Source organism: Kurthia senegalensis, assembly GCF_000285595.1.
GTDB classification, from domain to species: Bacteria; Bacillota; Bacilli; order Bacillales_A; family Planococcaceae; genus Kurthia; species Kurthia senegalensis.
Map to the genome: position 1 here is coordinate 59,187 of NZ_HE611069.1, position 22,159 is coordinate 81,345.

At 36.5% G+C, this 22,159-nt stretch carries 14 protein-coding genes and 2 pseudogenes; 9 read left to right on the forward strand and 7 right to left on the reverse strand.

Annotated features, from left to right (window positions below; genetic code table 11):
- Nucleotides 1-13: 13 nt before the first annotated feature.
- Nucleotides 14-1,216 carry an MFS transporter gene (locus KSHG_RS12905; RefSeq protein ID WP_010307387.1) on the forward strand — a complete coding sequence of 401 codons (1,203 nt, stop codon included), beginning with the start codon at nt 14-16 and terminating at the stop codon, nt 1,214-1,216.
- Between the two features lie 26 nt (nt 1,217-1,242).
- On the opposite strand, the gene KSHG_RS12910 is transcribed toward KSHG_RS12905, so the two are convergent.
- Nucleotides 1,243-1,824 carry a phosphatase PAP2 family protein gene (locus tag KSHG_RS12910; protein ID WP_010307390.1) on the reverse strand — a complete coding sequence of 194 codons (582 nt, stop codon included), beginning with the start codon at nt 1,822-1,824 and terminating at the stop codon, nt 1,243-1,245.
- A gap of 162 nt (nt 1,825-1,986) precedes the next feature.
- Between KSHG_RS12910 and KSHG_RS12915 the strand changes: the two genes are divergently transcribed.
- Nucleotides 1,987-3,015, forward strand: coding sequence for an acyltransferase (locus KSHG_RS12915; RefSeq protein ID WP_010307392.1), 1,029 nt, complete (start codon nt 1,987-1,989; stop codon nt 3,013-3,015).
- Between the two features lie 35 nt (nt 3,016-3,050).
- On the opposite strand, the gene KSHG_RS17020 is transcribed toward KSHG_RS12915, so the two are convergent.
- From KSHG_RS17020 to KSHG_RS12945, 5 genes are all read right to left on the reverse strand, one after another.
- Nucleotides 3,051-6,377 (reverse strand): CDP-glycerol glycerophosphotransferase family protein, encoded by a 3,327-nt coding sequence (locus KSHG_RS17020; RefSeq protein ID WP_010307394.1) that lies wholly within the window; start codon nt 6,375-6,377, stop codon nt 3,051-3,053.
- A gap of 360 nt (nt 6,378-6,737) precedes the next feature.
- Nucleotides 6,738-8,231 carry a peptide MFS transporter gene (locus tag KSHG_RS12925; protein WP_010307396.1) on the reverse strand — a complete coding sequence of 498 codons (1,494 nt, stop codon included), beginning with the start codon at nt 8,229-8,231 and terminating at the stop codon, nt 6,738-6,740.
- A gap of 348 nt (nt 8,232-8,579) precedes the next feature.
- Nucleotides 8,580-9,851 carry a GTPase HflX gene (hflX, locus tag KSHG_RS12930; protein WP_010307398.1) on the reverse strand — a complete coding sequence of 424 codons (1,272 nt, stop codon included), beginning with the start codon at nt 9,849-9,851 and terminating at the stop codon, nt 8,580-8,582.
- Nucleotides 9,852-9,923: 72 nt separating this feature from the next.
- Nucleotides 9,924-10,625 carry a VOC family protein gene (locus KSHG_RS12935; protein WP_010307399.1) on the reverse strand — a complete coding sequence of 234 codons (702 nt, stop codon included), beginning with the start codon at nt 10,623-10,625 and terminating at the stop codon, nt 9,924-9,926.
- 170 nt (nt 10,626-10,795) lie between these two features.
- Nucleotides 10,796-12,460, reverse strand: coding sequence for an L-lactate permease (locus KSHG_RS12945; protein WP_010307401.1), 1,665 nt, complete (start codon nt 12,458-12,460; stop codon nt 10,796-10,798).
- A 200-nt stretch (nt 12,461-12,660) separates the two neighbouring features.
- On the opposite strand from KSHG_RS12945, the pseudogene KSHG_RS17025 reads away from it, so the two are divergent.
- The 7 genes and pseudogenes from KSHG_RS17025 to KSHG_RS12975 all read left to right on the forward strand — a co-directional run bounded on the left by KSHG_RS17025 (nt 12,661) and on the right by KSHG_RS12975 (nt 20,264).
- Nucleotides 12,661-13,388 (forward strand): annotated as a pseudogene (locus tag KSHG_RS17025) (FadR/GntR family transcriptional regulator).
- A gap of 125 nt (nt 13,389-13,513) precedes the next feature.
- Nucleotides 13,514-14,719 carry a Na+/H+ antiporter NhaC family protein gene (locus KSHG_RS17030; RefSeq protein ID WP_010307409.1) on the forward strand — a complete coding sequence of 402 codons (1,206 nt, stop codon included), beginning with the start codon at nt 13,514-13,516 and terminating at the stop codon, nt 14,717-14,719.
- A complete protein-coding gene (locus KSHG_RS19290; RefSeq protein ID WP_369008785.1) occupies nt 14,622-14,900 on the forward strand; it encodes a Na+/H+ antiporter NhaC family protein in 279 nt (92 codons plus the stop codon). Before KSHG_RS17030 ends, KSHG_RS19290 begins: the two co-directional genes overlap by 98 nt.
- 93 nt (nt 14,901-14,993) lie before the next feature.
- Nucleotides 14,994-16,156, forward strand: a pseudogene (locus KSHG_RS17035) (class I SAM-dependent methyltransferase).
- Between the two features lie 220 nt (nt 16,157-16,376).
- On the forward strand, nt 16,377-17,240 hold the full coding sequence (gene efeO, locus KSHG_RS12965; protein WP_010307411.1) for an iron uptake system protein EfeO: 864 nt from the start codon (nt 16,377-16,379) through the stop codon (nt 17,238-17,240).
- Nucleotides 17,241-17,257: 17 nt separating this feature from the next.
- Nucleotides 17,258-18,529, forward strand: coding sequence for an iron uptake transporter deferrochelatase/peroxidase subunit (gene efeB, locus KSHG_RS12970; protein ID WP_010307414.1), 1,272 nt, complete (start codon nt 17,258-17,260; stop codon nt 18,527-18,529).
- Nucleotides 18,507-20,264 carry an FTR1 family iron permease gene (locus KSHG_RS12975; RefSeq protein WP_010307418.1) on the forward strand — a complete coding sequence of 586 codons (1,758 nt, stop codon included), beginning with the start codon at nt 18,507-18,509 and terminating at the stop codon, nt 20,262-20,264. The genes efeB and KSHG_RS12975 overlap by 23 nt, the downstream gene beginning before the upstream one ends.
- 59 nt (nt 20,265-20,323) lie before the next feature.
- Here the strand turns inward: KSHG_RS12975 and KSHG_RS12980 are convergent, their stop codons facing one another.
- Nucleotides 20,324-22,075, reverse strand: coding sequence for a methyl-accepting chemotaxis protein (locus KSHG_RS12980; RefSeq protein ID WP_010307421.1), 1,752 nt, complete (start codon nt 22,073-22,075; stop codon nt 20,324-20,326).
- Nucleotides 22,076-22,159 lie beyond the last annotated feature (84 nt).

The following is a 22,159-nucleotide window of genomic DNA, read 5'->3' on the forward strand; positions in this document are numbered from 1 at the left end:
AGTCTTTCCTCGTATGCCTTATATAAAAAAAGGAACGAAAGCTTTCCGAAATACAAATTTAGCACTTTTTGCAGGTGCCTTTAGCACGTACGCTAACTTATATATGACGCAGCCAATTCTACCGGCTCTATCGAAACAATTCGGTGTATCTCCTGCTGTCGCTAGTTTATCTTTATCGTTAACGACCATTACACTCGCTATTGCGATGCTCATTACAGGTTCTTTATCCGAAGCTTGGGGACGAAAATCGATTATGACATTCTCGATGATTGCGGTCGGTATATTATCTCTTTGTATCGGTTTCGCACCCAACTTTGAATCGCTTCTCGTTTTACGCGTCATTCAAGGTGTCGTCTTTGCAGGTCTTCCTGCCATTGCGATGGCTTATTTAGCAGAAGAAATGGATCCTAAAAGTTTAAGTACCGCAATGGGTTTGTATATAAGCGGTAACTCTATCGGTGGTCTCGCAGGTCGTGTCATTATGGGTTCTGTAACAGATGCTTATAACTGGCACGTCTCAATGGTTACAATCGGTGTTATTAGCATCATTTTAGCGATTGTCTTTACACTATTACTTCCAAAATCTCAACATTTCATTCCTAAGAAATTATCAATCAAACCGCTATTCGCTTCAATGGTCGATCATTTCAAAAATCCATCGCTGCTCATGTTATTTACACTAGGATTTTTATTAATGGGCGCCTTCGTAACACTTTACAATTATATCGGCTTTCATTTGTTAGAACCCCCTTATTCATTAAGCCAAACGCTCGTAGGCTTTATTTTTTTACTCTATTTAGTCGGTACATTTAGTTCAACCTTTATGGGAAAACTTGCAGATACACACGGACGCTACAAAATCATTTTAACTGCATTTTGTTTAATGCTTGTAGGCGTACTTTGTACACTCCACGCTAGTTTATGGGTCATCATTTTAGGAATTGCCGTCTTTACATTCGGCTTTTTCGGTGGTCATGCCATCGCAAGTAGCTGGATAGGTTCTCAAGCTAAACATGATAAAGCGCAAGCCTCTTCTCTATATTTATTTTTCTACTACTTCGGCTCAAGTCTTGGAGGTACGGTTGGTGGCTTGTTCTTAACAAACTTTGGGTGGTTCGGCGTTGTTAGCATCATCTCCGTATTTTTAATACTCGGCATTATCGTAACGTATATGTTGCACGTCTATTTAATTAAAAATACGCCGTTAAACAAATAAAAGGAAGGCTCAATAGAGCCTTCCTTTTATTTTCTTCTCTGATACCAAAATACGACAGCCATAAAACAAGCAAATCCTAGTGACCAACCACCGAGAACATCTGTCATAAAATGACGTGACCCTGCGACACGAGATAAGCCAACGAGTATAGTTAATACGAGCGCTACACAAAATGCCCACTTTTTATGCACAGCATTTCGCCCTGTCGTTAAAACGTACGCTAACGTCATTAAATAAATCATCGATAACATCGAATGCCCTGATGGGAAACTGTAAGACGTTAGTTGTTCTGGAATAGTAGGACGCGGGCGTTGAACAATAAATTTAATTCCTTGATTAATAATTGTTCCTCCAATTAATGCAAACAATACAAAATACACTTGGCGATATCGTTTTTTCATATATAAGAAAATGACGAGTATAATCGCGACAATGACGACAAATATCGTCTCACCAATATAGTGGAACGGTTCTAAAAATTGATTCCCAGCAAACGTATTAGTTCCCCATTGATCTACTTTTTGTACCCATTCCATATTTAAACTCGCCCAAATTGTAACGAAAAATAAAAAAGCAATAACTGCAATAACATTAAAAAATTTAACCAAAACGAATCTCTCCTCTCATCCATTTTATTGTCCACTGCTTTTCAAAAAAGTAAACTGCCATCGTTTTTTATTAATTTATTGTATTTTTTATTAAAAAACACTTATTATACTATTATTTTGATATTCTATTATAAGAAAAATATTAACTAGAGGTGGACATTTATGGTTAGACCAATCAACTCGTATGATTACTTGCGTGTCATTACAGCATTTGCAGTCGTATTTCTTCATACGGCTGCACCGTACTTATACGATTTCAACACACTCTCTCAGTCTAATTGGATGGCAGTCAATATTTATGATAGCATTTCTCGTTGGTGCGTTCCCGTATTCTTTATGCTAAGTGGTGCCTTCCTTTTGAATCCTAAAAGGGAAGAAACATTAAAAGTACTTTATACGAAACGTGTCATGAAATTACTCATTCCATTAGTCGCTTGGAGCATTATTTATTACATATACACAGCTATTTTACATAACGATTTCTCTTTAGAACATTTTGTGCGAGATTTTCTAAACAATGAAACGTTTTTCCATCTATGGTTTTTGTATATTTTAATTGGCTTATACGTTTTAATTCCGATTTTGCGAATGATTACGAGACAAGCTTCTCAAAAGATGTTGCTTTATATTTTATTACTTTGGTTCATTCAAACACCATTGAAAGAATTACTTAATCATTATTTACATTTAGACATTTACTTTGATATTCCATTAGGAAAATATTTAGGCTTCTTTATTTTAGGTTACTATTTAATGACGTATGAAATCCCTAAAAAGACACGTATTTTATCATACGTACTTGGGCTCATCTCGTTATTCGTTACAGTTTACGGAACGTATGTTGGAACATTAGAAAATAACGGACGCTTCTTTGGATTTTATTATTACTATTTACGTCCAAACGTTATTTTTATGGCGATTGCGATTTTTATTTTCTTTAAATACTCGCGCCTTTCCTTTGCGCCTCAATTCATTCAAAAAATCGATGGGCAAAGCTTCGGTATTTATTTAGTACATGCTTTACTATTAAAAGAATTTACACGTCTTCTTCATTCGGTAACAGGACATGAATACTTGTTTAGTAATTTATATATAAATACAATAATCGTCGCAATAATTATTTTCACAGTCAGTTATTTCGTTAGTAAGTGGATTCGACGTATTCCTGTTCTTAAACATATTATTCCATAGAAAAAAGCTCGGATCCTAGATCCGAGCTTTTTCTTTTATTTAAATATTTTTTCCACGACGCGTTTTGTCGCTTCACCGTCTTCTAAACTACAATACTTCTCTTGGAAAGCATCATATTTCGTTGCATAATCACGTTGAACTTCTTCAATATTTTGAAGTGCATGAATGACTTCATCCGTTGTTTCTAGTAATGGACCAGGGGCTTCTGCCTCGAAATCAATATAAAAACCACGTAAATTATCACGATAGTCTGCAAAGTCGTATGTGTAATATAAAATTGGACGTTTCGTATTCGCAAAATCAAACATAACAGAAGAATAATCCGTCATTAAGACGTCAGAAATTAAGTACAGTTCTTGAATATCTGGATATTTCGATACGTTTTTAAACATCTCTCTGTACTCTTCTGGAATCGTTAAGCTATTGCTTACGACAACGTGCATACGAAGTAATACGATATAGTCGTCTCCGAGTGCTTCTTGCATTCTTTGTAAGTCTAATTCAAGTTTGAAGCTGAACTTACCTTTTTTCCCTGCTGTTTGATTATCACGGAAAGTTGGTGCATATAAAACAATTTTCTTATCGCGTGGTAAGTTTAATTTATTCATTACTTTTTCTTTAATTTGTTCGTGATCTTGATAAAAAATATCATTTCGTGGGTACCCTGTTTGAAGAACTTCTCCATCGTAACGGAAAGCACTTCTAAATGCATTCGTCGCATATTCGCTAGGTGATATTAAATAATCCCACGTTTGAGTCGCATGATGTACACGAGATAAATAGCCATCATCGCGACCTGTCACGTGATCCATATCAAATTGCATTTTCTTCAGCGGTGTACCGTGCCACGTTTGTAAATACGTCGTTTTTTTATTTTTATCTAAATACGTTGGGAAGTTTTGATTATTAACCCAATAGCCCGCTTTCGCTAAGTAGTAATAATATTTCGGACTTAGACGGCTAATTCGACGTGTATGTTCATCTTTAATCGGTAGTAAACCATTGTATACCCATACTTTTTTGTATGGTAAGTTTTGACGAACGATTTCTTCATAAATAACGCGTGGACTATCGGCATATTGCTTACCTACACCACTTTCAAACAAAATTAAGTTTTTATCAACTTTAACTGTTTTTAGCATCACTTTATAAGCAAACTTCATAATTGGATAATACATCTTACGTTTCTTCAATTGGCGAATTGTAATCGAACCAACTGTTGACGTCGCAAAATCATCCCATTTATTTTCGAATTTCGTTGCGCTTTTTACCGCTTCAAAAATACGGTCACATGCACTCGTATCGCGATATTTAATAAATTTATTCGCACGCTGTACGTACTCGTCTTCCATCACGAAGTTTTGCGCTGCATATTTTTCAATTTCTGAAATAACCAATTCATTTTGGTCAACGATAACACCCGGTAGATCACGGTCAATATTTAAATGTGATGGGCGCTTACCGATGAAACGTCTACGGTCAAATTGATAATAAACAATCGGTTTATGCAAGAAGCTGAAATCAAATCCAACACTTGAATAATCAGTTACCATTAAGGCACTCTCTTTAATTAAATGCTGTACGTCTACTTCACCTTGGTTGATGACGCGTACTGCTGAACTCTCAAAGAATTTCGAGTATTTTTGCATATTCGGATGTAAGCAGAATAAAATGTCAAATTGATATTTTTCACTAAGTGCATGAAGTTCTACACTATTTACAAGTTCTTGATAACGATGGAAATAATCACTCTCAAGGAATACTTGCTCTGATGTAATCCAGTCTCGCCACGTTGGAATAATTAAAATTTGACGTTTCAGTGGAACGTCTTTCGTAAATAAAGCATCAAAACGTGATAAGCCTGTTACGACTACTTCTTTTTCTGCATAGCCAAAGTCACTAACAATCATACCTTTTTCAAAATCTGAACTTACGATAAATAAATCTGTATCGAATCCTGATTTAGCAAACTTCCCGTAATTCGACACCATATTTTTCGTACCCATTACGCCGTGTTGTAAAAAGACTTTAACAGCTTGTACTTTTTTCTTATATTTTTTCGTTCTTATCGGATATAAATAGTCGGCATGGTGAGATGAAACGATTTTCGTCGCTTGCATCGTTTTTTCAATATGTTCTTTTGATTTGTAGTAAAGAACATTACCTAAAGGCTCTACGTTTGCGCGCTCAATAGAATTTCGATCAATTACATAGTAAACTTCTTTTTCTGGATGCTGTTTACGCATGTATTCAAAAAATCGAAAGCCGGTATCTTGTGCTTTATAAGGACGCTCCCCAATTAACCAAATATCATGTTTTTTATTCTCTTCGAATATTTTTTTCGAATGTTTCATAGAATGTTTCAACACTTTATAAGCATCTGCATCAACATTGTACGTTTCAAAAGATAAGTTTTGCTGTTTAAATGTGAAGTACGGTGAAATGACAGTTGAAACGTCTTTGCCTTCTATGACCATTTCTTCTAACAATAACTTCGCTCTATTCGTTGGGCGACCAACTTTTTTCACATACACATCTTCATCGCCATTATTAAATTTAAATGCCAAATATAAATCGAATACTTGGTCCTCTAAATTTTTATTTCTAAAACTATTCAAATCAATTGCAATCTCATAAGCATATTTTTGATTACCTAATTTTCGTAGACTATACGCTTCATCACGTATTAACTGTACGTGTTGTTTAAATTGATTTGCACTAGCACGAATTTGAATATATGCATCGCTTTCGACAATAAAGTTCGATTGTGTAAACATAATACCTTTCACGATGACTTGCTCTTTTTGTTGTTTAATAGATTCAATTTGCAAGCGAATCTTCGGCTTAATTTGACCGTTAACATAAACTGATAAGTTTCCTGAAACCGTTTGGGAAAGATGCACTTTATTACCATCTACAATAGAAGGTTCTAACAAGTCTAAATCCGTCTGATCAAAACCGCCTAGTCGAATGAAATAAGACATGTATTCTTCCGAATTTTCAATTGTAAATTTAGCTAGTTCACGTTTTTTCTCTACAAATTCTGGCTTACGTGTACTCGTTTTGATTTTCGTTTCTAAATATAAATCGTACACATCTTCTTCACCATATCCACACGTTAATAGCTCGGTGATATTGAACTCAAATCGAGGTGTATTTGTAGGTTCTTTTAATGAAACGAGTAGTTTCTTTTCATCCGGATTAAGTCTTCGTTGTGCCCAAAGTTGATGTACTTTATAGTCTGGATCTGAGAACACCATACTTAGTGCTACTTTCATTCCTTCTTTACGAATCGTAATACGCTCTTTTAGAGGTGTTTTACGTTTCTTTTTCTTTAATATTTTTTTTATTTTCTTTATCAATTTATGTCACCCTACTTTAAAAAATAATAAACACTTTTTTGTTTATTTCATAGAAAATCTTCACTATATTTCATGAATTATTGCGCTTAACACAATAAGTATGCACTTTTGTATATTAACTTAAAACACGCTTTACATTATACTATAATTTCAAAATTCATGGTGTCTTGAAAAAATATAAAACATCGTGCTTTTACATTCCTATTCCTTCTATATTTATATTCTCTAATTTTAAATTATTTAAACTAAGAATCCATATACCTTCATTAATTACTTTATATGGATTTACTTTCATTTTAATTTCATAAAAAAAACCTCGAAATGAAAATTTCGAGGTTTTGAATACGTACATGTATTTTCTTAGCGAATTGATCCCATTTTACGAGAAATCCAAGGGCAAAGAATTAACATAATAACGAATAACACGATTGCTGCTCCGCCAAGATAACCGAAGTATTGTACTTCTGAAACTTTATCGAATACTTTTGCAAGTTGTGCATTAATTGCTTGAGCAACAGTACTTGTTAAGAACCATAAAGACATTGCTTGTGCAGCGAATGCTTCTGGTGCAAGTTTTGTCGTTGCTGATAAACCAACTGGTGACATTAATAATTCACCGATTACTACTAGGAAGAATGAAAGTACTAACCACCATGGGCTAATTAATTCAGTACCACCAGAAGTCATTGCTGGAATTACCATGATTAAGAATGACGCCCCTGCAAATAATAATGAGAATGAAAATTTAACAGGAGTTGAAGGACCCTTATTACCAAGTTTCATCCATAGAGCAGCCATGATTGGTGCAAGGATGATGATGAATAATGGGTTTAATGATTGGAAGAAAGCTGGTGAAATTGTTTTTGATCCAATTTCTAAGTTTGTACGTGTATCTGCATAGATTGCTAAAATTGTAGAACCTTGTTCTTGGATAACCCAGAACATCGTACCTGCAATGAATAAAGGAATATATGCAAGTAAGTGTGATTTTTCTTCTTTTTTCGTGCTCTTAGATGTGAACATCCAAATGAATACAGAGATTGGTGCTAATACACCGATTACTGTGAAGAAGTTGATTACGAAACCGATTGTTAACCAACCTTTTAAGTAAACGATTAATACTAAAACTAAGAAAATAACGAGTGAGATAATTGCTTTTTTAACGATGCTTTTAATTTCATTTTTCGCCAATGGATTAGCCGGTGCGACACCTGCCATACCAAGGTTTTTCTTCTCAGAAAGTTTAAACATAATTAAACCAATTGCCATACCAACTGCAGCTACCGAGAATCCGGCGTGATAACTTTGAAATTCTTGTTGTACGGCACCAACAATTAATGGTGAAAGAAATGCACCTAAGTTAATACCCATATAGAAAATACTGAAGCCTGAATCACGACGAGGATCATTTGTTGAATAAATATCCCCTACAACTGATGATACGTTTGGTTTTAATAAACCTGTACCTAAAATAATCAAGACCATTGAGATGAATAAGAACGTTGCGCCACCAGGTAATGCTAGACAAATATGCCCTAGCATGATTAATAAACCACCCCAGAATATCGTACGTCTTGTACCTAAAATACGGTCAGCAATCCATGCCCCGATAATACCTGACATATAAACAAGTGAACCGTAAATTGACATGATTGATGCGGCAGTAGATTTATCAAATAATGCTAAACCGCCATCTGTTACGCTTTTGTACATGAAGTACACAAGAAGCGCCTTCATACCATAGTATGAAAAACGTTCCCAGAACTCAGTGAAGAATAAGTTGAACAAACCTTTTGGATGTCCAAAGAATCCTTTTTGAGGGACTGTTTTGACAATCTCTTCTTTTGTTGCCATATAGATTTACCTCTTTCTCTTTCAATAATTAAAATAGTCTAACAATTCGAAACAGTTAAGTTTCTATTTTGAAAAAACAGTATGTCCATTATACACACACAGATGTTCGAATGTCAAAAATTATTATTATATAGAATTTTCTGATTTATTAAGTTAATAATATGTCAAATTAACAAGAAGTTCAATAGTTTTTTCATTTATTTTTCAAATACTACTATAATATTATTTTTCTACTCAATATTTATTTCCCCTTTTTTCCTATACAAAACTCAATGAGTATACTATTGATTCAAACGAAAAATAACTGTAAGAACTTTCATAAAGGAAGTTCTTACAGTTATTTTAAAATTATTTTTTGAATGCTTTCATACGATTTACATCCGAGACATGTAACTCGACTTTTAGTAACGTACCTTCCTCTACATATTCTGTAGAAAGAATATTTGCACGCTCATTCAAATACGATACGAGATCTCCGCGATCATACGGAATACACAACGTTTGTACTTCGTAATCTGCAAAGATTGCTTTACGAATCATTTCTAAAAGTTCATCTAATCCAACATCTTGTTTCGCAGATAAATAAATTTTATTTTTACTAACGAACGGATATTGAATATTTGCTCGGTCTGCTTTGTTGTATACATAAATTGTCGGAACATCCACAACGCCAACGTCTTCTAGCGTTTTATTTGTAATGTCGATCATGTATTCATGTTCTTCATTTGATACGTCAACGACATGAAGTAATAAATCGGCTTCTCTCGCCTCTTCTAATGTTGAACGGAATGCCTTCACGAGATGGTGAGGTAGCTTACTTACGAATCCAACTGTATCCGTTAATAAAAATTTCTTATTATCCTCTAACTCAATTTGGCGTACAGACGTATCTAATGTAGCAAACAACATATCTTTCTCAAGTACTTGCTTTTCCTCATCAGGATTCGTACGTTCAAGAAGTTGGTTCATAATCGTCGACTTTCCAGCATTTGTATAACCGACTAATGAGACGACTGGCAATGCATTTTTTTGACGCTTTTTTCGCTGCGTCTCACGTTGCGCTTTTACTTCTTCTAATTCCTTATGAATTTTTGCAATTTGTTTTTCAATTTTACGACGGTCTAATTCTAGTTTCGTTTCACCAGAACCTTTATTTTGGAAACCGCCGCCCGTACCGCCACCTTGTCTGCTTAATGATGCATTCATTCCGACTAGACGTGGCATTAAATATTTCAACTGTGCGATTTCAACCTGCATTCGTGCCTCATTCGTTTTCGCACGGCGCGCAAAAATGTCTAATATGAGTGTCGTACGGTCAATTACTTTACAATCTAAATCTTGCTCTAAATTACGAATTTGAGCTGGTGATAATTCATCATCAAAAATAACGACGTTCGCACCTTTTTCTTCGTACATTTGACGAATCTCTTCTGTCTTCCCTGTTCCTACGTAATGAGAAGGTGTTACACGCTCTAAATTTTGTGTTACAACACCTACTACTTCTACGTCCATCGCTTCTGCTAAATTGCTTAATTCTTCGATGGAATAATCGAAATGGCGATCGTTACGTAAATTCACACCAACGAGAATCGCTTTTTCTTCAATGTAATCTTCTTCCATCAGAACACCTCCGTTACATATAAAAAGGAGAGCAAGCTTTCGTCTGCTCTCCTTACAGATATTTTTATCGTATCACGCCTCATAGCCCTTGGCAATTTCAATGGACTGTAAGCGTTCAACCGAATCATTGCTTTCTTTAAACTCAAACACTGTATTTCCTAACTTTAAATGATTCCCTTTAATAGGAAGAGATAGCAACCGAGACCAATGTGTCATTTTGCGATTCACGTCTTGAACGTGGAAAATACACTTTTGAATCGACAACGATTCATTCGCTTCTGTTAGTGTTCCATCTTGATGCAACGACTGAAATCGCTCTTCTTTTGATTGCTCCCACTGAATGAAAAATGGGTACGGTAATTTTTTATCAATTTTATGTTCGATAAAAAGCATTTTCCATTTTCGAATGTCTCCGTTTTTTGTCTTACGCTCAGATTCGATTAAACCACTCGTTTTATAACCTAGTTTTTGAAAATAACGATTTTGTTCTTCCAAATTGTCCGAGCGTAAACAAACCGATCCGAAACCTTCACGAAACTGTAAGTCGTTTAACAATTGACGAGTGAGAGGATGTGTAGAATTTTTCGTTATTTCTTCATCTTCTACAGATAAGTATTCAATATAACTATTTTGCGTATATAAAAGTGCATTGTATGTGCCCCACTGTAAATGTTGGCCTCCCTCTACAGGATGAATACCTTCGACTGTAACCTCTCTTGCAATTTCAGCCGGTGTTTTTTTCGTAAAGTAGACTACATGATCTAATTCAAACATTCGCTCATCCCCTTCTTACAGACTTATATTTGTCCATTTTATATTATCATAAAATTTAGAAAATTTTAGATAAAAAGCGTTTGTTTTCATATTTCCACTGTATAATTCACTCTGACTTCTACGCATAAAAAAAGAGTCTGTCATAGCAGACCCTTCTTTTACATACGATGCTATGGAATCATAAATGATAAAACATTACTTTGTAAAAACGTCAGAATACAAACAAACAGTAATAAAATAATGCTGTATTTAAATGTGAAACGAAGTAACTCCGATTCTCTTCCCATCAAGCCTACCGCTGCAGCTGCAACCGCAATCGATTGTGGAGAAATCATTTTACCCGTGACGCCACCCGACGAATTCGCCGCAAGCGCAAGCACAGGATCCATCCCTACAGACGTCGCTGTTACTTGTTGTAATTTCGCAAACAAGACGTTCGCTGACGTATCAGATCCCGTAATAAATACACCAATCCATCCTAATACAGGTGAGAAGAATGGGAATAGCGCGCCGGTTTTAGCAAGTACTAAACCAAGTGTCGTCGTCATACCAGCTGCATTGACGACATAGGCGTACCCAACAACGGCACAAATCGTCAATAACGGGAATTTGATTTCATTCGCCGTCTGCCCAAAAATGCTGAACCAGTCTTTCCAACGAACGTTGAAAATAAACTTCGTCACGATTGCTGCTAATAAAATCGCCGTGCCTGCTGCGCCTAACACTTCGAGTTTGTAATACGCTTCAATCGGTGCTTGCGTCACACCGTTTAAAACTTGATTGTGAACAAAAGGTACGTGTGGCATAAATGTCAGCCAGTCCCCTAATTTATTCACAGCTAACAAAATGCTATTTGCCCCTTCATAATGACCGGTTAAAGCGAGTTTGATTTTTGGAATACCCCAAATAGAAATAAAAATCGTTAATATAATAAACGGAGACCATGCTTTGAAAATTTTCGCGCCGGAGTAAGAAAGATCTTTTTCCTCTTCGACTTTTTCATCTTTAAAACGATAAATCGTTTTTGGTTTCCAAATTTTCATAAATAATGCTAATGCCACTAATGAAACGAGTGCTGACAATACGTCAGGTAACTCAGGTCCTAAAAAGTTTGACGTTAAATATTGCGTCACAGCAAATGAAATACCCGATACTAAAATCGCTGGTAATACTTCCATTGTTTTTTTGAATCCAACCATAATCCAAACGAGTAAAAATGGAATACAGACAGATAAAAACGGTAATTGACGCCCTACCATTTTTGAAATTTCAATCGCTGGAATACCAGTTGGTCCCTCCATCGCCGTAATCGGAATACCGATTGCACCGAACGCTACCGGTGCTGTATTCGCAATCATACAAAGTCCAGCCGCATATAACGGGTTAAATCCTAAACCGACTAATAAGGCAGCTGAAATCGCTACAGGAGCGCCAAATCCTGCTGCACCTTCTAAAAATGCGCCAAATGAAAACGCTACCAATAAAGATTGAATACGACGGTCTTCTGTAATAGAAAGAACCGAATGGCGAATAATGTCAAATTGCCCTGTACGAACCGTCACATTGTATAGGAATACGGATGTAATGATGATCCAACCAATCGGTAACAACCCATATATCCCACCTTGCGTTGCAGACATAATTGCCGTCCCTACAGGCATTTTAAATGCCACAACTGCTAAAACGAGTGCAACGAGTAACGTCGTTAGTCCAGCTATGTACCCTTTCATTTTCTTAATCATTAACGCCCAAATAAAATAAATAATCGGAATGACAGCTATGAGTGCTGACCAACCTAAACTGCCACCAACAGCTGTGTAATCTTGTGTAAACATTCCATTTCCCCCTCATTTTGTGAAATTTGTGCTCCCCATCACAAATATGGTCATCAGATGACCTTACGTTAAAATTATATTCTCAATTTTCAGTTTACTCAACAGTTTTTTTCACTTATTTAGAATTTATAAGACGTTTCATAGAAAATAAATGTATACTATAGCTACATATACACAGACGTACAACTAGGAGTGTTATTATGCCATTTGAAAAAATTCAACCGAAAAAAATATATGAAGAAGTCGCAGATACGATTGAGAAAATGATTGTCGATCGCACATTGCAAGCAGGTGACCGTCTAGATTCTGTTGAAAAACTTGCCGAAAATTTTTCGGTTAGTCGCTCTGCTGTACGAGAGGCTTTATCCGCTCTAAAAGCAAAAGGTCTCATTGATATTCGACAAGGTGAAGGCTCTTTCATTAAAACATTTGATGCGACAAAGTTACTTTTCCCAATCAACAATGCCGTACTTATGAAAAAAAAGATATCGAACATTTACTTGAAATGCGACAAATGATTGAAGTTGGCTCGGCTTCCTCTGCAGCGAAACATCGTACAGATTCTGATTTAGTTGCACTACAACAAATTTTAGACTCCATGAAACAATCTCTCAATGAAGAACATGGTTTCGGTGAACAGGATGATTTAGCTTTCCACACCGCTATTTCAAAAGCGACACATAACCCGCTACTCGTCACCTTTTTACAGCAAGTGTCTGAATTGATGCTTGAAACGATTCGCGAAACACGAAAACTTTATTTATATACGAAAAGAGAAACGATGAACGCTTTGTATGAGGAACACTTAGCCATTTTTGAAGCAATCAAACGACAAAACACACTTGCTGCCCAACAAGCGATGCAACTCCATTTGAATAATGTAGAACAGCTATTACTCACTGCGTTCACAGATGAAGAAATCCTATAAAAGACTTCTTTTTTGTTTTTTTCAAAACAATTCCATTGACTATTTATTCATTCATGTTACAATACTTTATGACTTCAACGCGTTGAAGTGAAAAAGTTTATATACTATGACTGGAGGATTTTACTTTGTTTCATCAAGCGAATCAAGCGTTAACCCCTCGTCTTTCCGAAGCCATTTCACTATTATTTTTAATGGTTGTCATTATGACGAGTTCTATTTTATTTTTTAAAGCAACACCTCACATTCCTGTATTAATCGTGATCATGATGCTGCTATGTTATGGTTGGATTAAAAAAGTGAATTATAAAACGATGGAACAAGGGATTGTAGACGGTGCCAAATCAGGGCTCGCAGCTATTTTCATTTTCTTTTTCATCGGTATTTTAATTAGTGCTTTCATTATGAGTGGCACGATTCCAACTTTGATTTATTACGGCTTTGAAATTATTTCAGGGCGTTTCTTCTATATGATTGTCTTTCTAGTTGCTTGTATCGTCGGCGTTGCAATTGGAAGTTCTTTAACGACTACGGCAACGATTGGTGTCGCGTTTATCGGTATGGCACAAGCGATGGATTTATCTTTAGCAATTACAGCTGGGGCCATCGTTTCGGGTGCATTTTTTGGAGATAAAATGTCTCCTCTTTCAGATACGACAAACTTAGCATCATCTATTATGCACGTTGATTTATTTGAACATATTAAAAATATGTCTTGGACGACAATTCCTGCACTTATTATCTCAGCGATTGTTTACGCGACTCTTTCCCCATCAAATCAAACGTTAAGTCGATCTAATATTGGCGACTTTAAAGAGACATTATTTGCGACAGGGTTAATTCATTGGTACACATTGCTACCTATTTTAGTTTTACTTCTTTTCGCTTTCAAAAAAGTGCCTGCCATTCCAACGTTGATCATCGCATCGATCGTTGCGATTGGCTTATCTTACGGCCATCATTTCCATACAGCAACGCAAATTGCTGATTTATTATTCAATGGATACAAATCAGAAACGGGTGTAGAAGCGATTGATTCTCTTTTAACACGTGGTGGCATTAGTAGTATGTTCTTCACGATTGCGCTCGTACTACTCGCACTTGGCATGGGTGGTTTACTTTTCACACTCGGTATTATTCAAACCGTTTTAGCAAAAATTGAACACTTATTTAAAACAGCCGGCTCTGCCATTACAGGCGCTGCAACAACTGCCATCGGTGTTAACTTCTTTATCGGTGAACAGTACTTATCCATCCTACTGCCTGCTGAAACGTTCCAACAACAATTTAAAAAAAGTAGGTCTTGCACCGAAAAACTTAGCCCGTACAGTTGAAGATGCTGGTACGGTCGTCAATCCTTTAGTTCCTTGGAGTGTATGTGGTATTTTTATCACATCAGTGTTACATGTGGACACGCTGACATACGCACCATTCGCTCTATTTTGTTTACTCTCACCTGTCCTTACAATCATCTTCGGTTGGTCAGGTAAAACACTCACTTATATTAAAAAATAATGAAAAGACCGTATCCGTTATATTTAGCACTGATACGGTCTTTTGTATGCTACACTATCTGTTGTCGGACAAAATTAGTAAAGGAGCGTCACGATGGACTTTGAACAAATGAAAACAGCGTTAATTGAACGCTTACTAAATAAACAACTCGTTTCAGCTACAATTAGTCAGCCACGGATGAAATCAAATGAAATAAAACGCATTAAATTGAAACCAATCGAGCTGAAAGGCGTCTACCATATTCAGCTGGAATTCCAATATGAACGTATTTTAAAACATGAAAATATTCCAGTTGCATCAATTGAAAATACAGTGCACGAACTTTTTGAGGATTTCCGTCAATTCCAAGGGCAATTTGAGGAAGAAATGATTCAAATTCAATTATCTAAAAAAAATAAAGTGCTCTATAAATCTTCTGTGAACGAACAAGTTAAAAAAGCGAATTTATCACATAATCGTAAAAAGAATTATTTACTTGACCCTGAAACACCGTATCCTTTTTTAATTCGTCTTGGTGTACAAACAGCAGACGGTAAAGTTAAAAACAAAAATACGATAAGTTCAAACAAATTAATCGTTTCATCGAATATATTCACGACTCTCTCGACTACTTACCGAAAGATCGTACGATTCGTATTTTAGATTTCGGTTCTGGTAAATCATATTTAACATTCGCTCTTTATCACTACTTAAAAGTAGAGCAAGGGCTTGATTTACGTGTCACTGGACTCGATTTGAAAAAAGAAGTTATCGAAGAATGTGCGCAAATCGCTGCGGACTTACAATACGATAACTTAGAATTTTTAGTTGGTGATATTAACGATTACAACGATGAATCAACTGTTGATATGGTCGTAACGCTACACGCTTGTGACGTAGCGACCGATATGGCTCTTTCCCGTGCTGTTAAATGGGGCGCGAGTGTTATTTTAAGCGTTCCTTGCTGCCAACATGAGTTAAATAACCAGATTCAAAGCTCACCTTTAGACATTATGTTGCAACACGGCTTAATTAAAGAACGCTTCTCTGCACTTGCGACCGATTCAATTCGTGCAGAAATCTTAAACTTAGTCGGCTATGATGCACAGCTGATGGAATTCATCGACATGTCTCATACGCCTAAAAACATTTTAATTCGGGCGTATTTTACAGGTAAAAAAGCATCCGATGAACAATTCGCACGTTATAAAGCATTTACGCGTTTTTTAAATGCGACACCTTTTTTAGAAAATGAATTAAAAGATCGTCTTTCTTAGGAAGACCCAATCGCCAACTATTGAGCAAATTATCATAATTTTATCTTTTTGGGCGCATACGAAATTTATCTTTCTATCCGTTGTATGACGCTCATTCAACCGCCTTTTTTCTATGTTTTTATAAGCCATTCTTATTTTCACTATTGACTTATAACTGATAATGATTATCATTATTTAAGAAGATATACTATTAAATAGACGGAAAGAAGGATATTAATCCATGAAAGCAAAATCATTATTAGCTATTTTATTAGCCAGTGGTGTCGTTATGGCAGGTTGTGGCAACTCTGAAGACGATACGAAAAAAGAGTCGACGAAAACAGAACAAGCAGCAACATCTACAACTAAATTAGATAAAGAAGTCAAAGCGTACAAAGAATTCGCTCTTGAACAATTAGATCAATTTACAATTGAAACAGAAAAATTCGTTACAGCTATTAAAGATGGCGATATCGAAAAAGCAAAAGAAATCTATCCTACTGCTCGTATGTATTTCGAACGTTCTGAACCAATTGCGGAAAGCTTTGGCGATTTAGACCCTGCAATTGATGCTCGTTTAGCTGACTTGAAAGAAGAAGGCCAAAGTATGGAAGACTGGACAGGCTACCATAAATTAGAGTACGCACTTTGGGAAAAAAATACGACTAAAGGTTACGAAGAAACAGCTGACAAATTATTAGCTGATACGAAAGAATTACGTGCACGTGTTGAAACAGTTGATGTAACACCAGACATGATGATTACTGGTGCAGTTGACTTATTAAATGAAGTATCTACTTCAAAAATTTCAGGTGAAGAGGATATCTACTCTCACACAGACTTATATGACTTTAAAGCAAACATTGAAGGTGCGGAAAAAATCTTTGAAATTTTAGAACCATCTATCACTGAAAAAGACCAAGCACTTGCTGACAACTTAACAGACAAATTCAAAAAAGTGAATGATTTATTAGATCAATACAAAACAAAAGATGGCGACTACGTTTCTTACACTGAATTAACAGATGCCAACACGAAAGAATTATCTGAAGCTGTAAATGCACTTGGTGAACCTTTAAGTCAAATGGGTACTATTTTAGAATAAAGGTTGGAGTGAATGAAATGACTGAATCAAATAAAGAGGGGTTTTTAGAAAAAAAACTTTCCCGACGACGTATGTTAAAACTAACTGGTGCCGGTGCTGCAGGTGTAGCAATCGGTGCATCAGGTTTGGGTGGAGTCTTAAAAACCTTTGGTGTGCCGAACTGGTTGGATGACAATCCAAACGTAGACAATAAGGTAAACTTTTATGGGAAGCATCAAGCAGGTATTGCGACGGAGGTACAATCTCACGTATACTTTGCCTCTTTATCTGTTTTAGTCGATTCGAAAGCCGAATTGCAACAACTGTTTAAAGATTGGACACCGATTGCGGTGAATCTAATGAACGGTCAGCAAATCGGCGAAACAAAAAATGGATACGTTCCACCTGTGGATACAGGTGAAGCTATAGGAGTCGACGCCAAAAATTTATCTATAACTTTTGGTGTCGGCCCTTCTCTTTTTGAAAACAAAAAACTCGGCTTAAGTTCTTTAAAACCAAAAGAGCTAAAAGACTTGCCTCATTTCCCGAAAGATCAATTGGACGAGGAATATACCGGCGGTGATCTTTGCATCCAAGCGTGTGCCGATGATCCACAAGTTGCTTTTCATGCCGTGCGAAATCTTGTACGTTCTGCAATTGGAAAAGTGAGCGTTAATTGGACGCAAGCTGGATTCAACTCGATTCCTGTAAATAAAGAAGGAAAACGTGAAACACCACGTAACTTATTTGCCTTCAAAGATGGCACGGAAAATCCACATTCGGATAAAGATCGCAATGACGTCGTTTGGGTGCAAAAAGGTGAATCGAAACCGTGGATGACAGACGGAACGTATTTAGTCGTCCGTAAAATTCAAATGCATTTAGAAACGTGGGACCGCACTTCATTAAAAGAACAAGAAGCAACATTTGGTCGTTATCGCCACTCAGGTGCCCCACTCGGTAAGAAAAATGAATTCGATGCTGTTGATGCAGATCGAAAAGATGAAAACGGGAACTACATCATCCCCGAAACATCTCACGTATTTTTATCAAAACAAGTAAAATCTCGTATTATGCGCCGTGCCTTTTCATACACATCTGGTACGGTTGGACATACGGGTGCTTACGACGCTGGATTGTTGTTTATTTCTTTCCAAAAGAATCCGCAACAATTTATCGACATTCAAAATGCACTTGGTCGCTTAGATAAAATGAATGAATATATTACCCATCGAGGCAGCGCGTTATTCGCTTGCTTCCCTGGCGTTAAAAAAGGGAGTTATATCGGTGAAACACTTTTTAACGCGTAGTAGTCAATTGGCAATCATTGCCCTACTATTCATCATGACACTCGTTCGCCCATTACCGAGCGTAATGGCAGCCGAACCTGCTTCATACAGTAGCTTATACATTTCGATTAGTGATGCAATTATGGACATTCGAAAAGGTGACGGTAAAAAAGCCGACCAAGCTCTAGCAGAGTTTGAAAAAGCATGGTCTGCTCGTACAATCGATGAGAAGCACAATAAAGAAAAAGAAGCCATCGACAAAGCATTAACAGATGCAAAAGAAGCGACTTCTTCAGAAGATCGTCTCGCTGCACTTACGACGTTAACAGAAAACGTAAATGCATTGAAAAAAGCTGAAAATCCGGTTGATGAAAAAGCCGAACGTCAAAAATTCGTTACGGCGATGACACCCGTTTTGACGAAACTTGGTGAAACAATCAATAACGGCACTGTAGAAGAAATCGAACAACAATACAAAACGTTCAACAGTTTCTGGAAGTTAAAAGAAACACCTGTACGCGAAATCGATATGGGTGCTTACGGTCAAATTGAAACGCAAATGTCGTTCATGCGAATTGAATTAGCCAACGACCAGCCAAATCAAGAAGTGTTGAAAGATACATTCAAAACGTTAAAACAAAATATTGATGATTTTGGTGCTGGCAAAAAAGTCGGCTTTGCGAAAAAAGAATATTCACTACAAACACTCGTTGATTTGATCGATGATGCGACAGGGTATATCGAAGATGAACAATACGAAAAAGCATCTGCCAGCGTGAAAAAATTCATTACGATTTGGCCAAATGTAGAAAGTGCAGTTAGCACGAAAAACGGTTCTCTTTACACGTCAATCGAAAGCAATATGCCAATCATCACAGCAAACTTATTAAAAGATACGAGCGATAAAGAAAAACTAGCTAAACAATTAACTTCTTACAAAAAAGAAATTCAGCTTTTACAAGAAGATGACGGCTATTCATTCTGGGATGCCGCGCTTATCTTACTTCGTGAAGGTCTTGAAGCATTACTAATCATCCTTGCATTAGTCGCTTTCTTGAAAAAATCAGATCAACGCCATATGGAAAAATGGATTTACGTTGGAGCTGGAGCCGGTATCGGTTTAAGTGCCATCGCTGCTATTTTCATGTCTGTATTTTTCAACTCCGGTTCAATGGATACGAACCGCGAATTAATCGAAGGATACATCGGTTTAATTGCCGCGATTATGATGCTCGGTGTCGGTATATGGATGCATAGTAAGTCCAATATTAAATCTTGGAATGCTTATATTGCGAAGCAAATGAACCATGCGATTTCAAAAGGTTCTATTATTGCGATGGCAAGTATTAGCTTCCTTTCAGTGTTCCGTGAAGGTGCAGAAACATTGATTTTCTATGCAGGAATTGCGCCTAAAATGCCAACGAGTCAATTCATTTTAGGTATTGCGATTGCCATCGTTATTTTAGCAATCGTCGCAGTTGTGTTATTAAAAGCGAGTGGAAAAATTCCAATTCATCGTTTCTTCGCGATCGCTACGGTTTTAATCTACTTATTAACATTCAAAATTATTGGAGTTTCTTTACACAAACTTCAATTACTCGGCGATATTCCTACAACAGTCATTGATGGCTTACCTATTTGGTCAACAATCGGTTTCTATCCAACGGTTGAAACCATTTTAGGACAAGTCATTCTTCTAATTTTAGTCGGACTTGCATTCTTATGGAAACGTCGTAACGAGAAAAAAGCAAACTAATGAATTTATACGAAAAAGCCTGCGTTCAAGGTCAAAATTGAATGCAGGCTTTTTTATCATTATTTAAATTTTTGCAGCTCTTCTAAAATATCTTTTGACGTTTGGTCAACTTGTTGAATAACTTGCTGAAGAGATGCGACCATCTCTTCTTGAATAAGAGAAGATTCTTTCGTTTCTTTCGTTAACAGTTCGGACTGCTGTAAGCTCGTATTCACTTCATTCATCGAAGCGAATATTTCTTCCGAGCTTGCTGACATTTGTTGAATAATTGCTGACTCTTCTTGAATGCGATCGTTCACCGCAACGACCGATTGTTGAATGTTCGTCAAACGCGTACCGATTGCGCCTACCGCTTCATTGCCACCTCGCATGCGCTCTTTACTCATACGAATATCTTCTTGTGTCACGTCTGATATTTTTTTAAATGTCGTTAGCTCTTCTAAAATATCACTTGCCGCTTTCGAAGAAGACTCCGCAAGTTTACGTACTTCATCCGCAACGACTGAGAAGCCTTTCCCTGCTTCACCTGCACGTGCCGCTTCAATTGCCGCATTTAATGCGAGTAAATTCGTTTGTTTTGCGATGTCTGTAATAATCGATGCCATGTTTTGTACATTCATAAAACGCGTTGCCATATCATCAATATGATCTGCTGTACGGACAATTGTATTTTCTACTTCGTCTATTTGTTTCATCGCATGTTCTGTTTGTATGACGCTTTGTTCTACTAATGCCGTCATATCATGGGAAGAAGATGCCATATCAGAAGTCGAGTCTGCCATTTTTTGAATACCAATCGTCATTTCTTCAATCGCAATCATCACTTCCCCATTGCTTTTCGCTTGTTGCTCACTAGAGTGAGCAACTTGCTGTACATTCGAAGCAATCGAATCATTCGATGTTTTCATCGTTTGTGAAGCTGTCGTTAAGTGATCTGTAATTGTTTTGAGCTGTTCACCCTTATTGTGAAACGTTCCGAATGTTTCTTTCAGTTCATGAATCGCCTTTTTAAAACTTTCAATCAATTGGTCAACTTCTGTTTGGCGTTTAGAAATAGGCACTTGTTCTACTATCTCATACGCTATCATCAGCTGACCATTCGCCATCTCATCCGCTGCTTCTGCAACGGTTTGAAGTGGTTTTAACTGTTTATTAACGAAACGATTTAAAAGAAATGCGACAATCACCATCTCTAGTAAAATAAAAATAGAAACGTATGGAAGTAATGACCATAACGTTTTTTGTTGAATCGCTTTTACTGCCGTCGCATCAATATCAACGCCTAAATACGCGACAATCTCGCCATTGCTATTTCTCATCGGCACCGTGCCCGAAATGTATTCCCCAAAACTACTACTCAATAAAGAAGAAAAGTAATTGCCTTCTTTTTTCGCCTGTTCTAAATTCGATACGGTTGTAGAACTAGAAGAATCCAATAGTTTCCCAACATCTTCTTGTTTCGCATCTTTCGGCTGACCGTCTACTAAAAATTGTACTTTCCCATCTGTTGGTACGAAATATGTATACGCATACATGACCCCATTTTGTTCTCTTAGATTATTTAGCTCTTCACGCAACTTCCAGTACAACTCATTTTCAGAAGGATTGCTTGCTAATTTTTCATACGCTGTCACATCAATATGCTTCGTCATATTCACTGCCGTCGAAACAGCAGATTGTCCAATCGTACTTTCTGCTGTTTTTTTCGATATGTATCCTATCGAAATCATAAAGAATACGAATAATACGAGTAATGAAATAACCGTAAGTCCAAAAATTTTCGTACCTAATTTTCGTTTTCTTTGATTCACAATTGCTCATGCTCCTTTTATATTTCAAAAATTCTTATAATTCAGTATAACCTTCCTAGTTAATTTATCGTATGTATTTTCAAC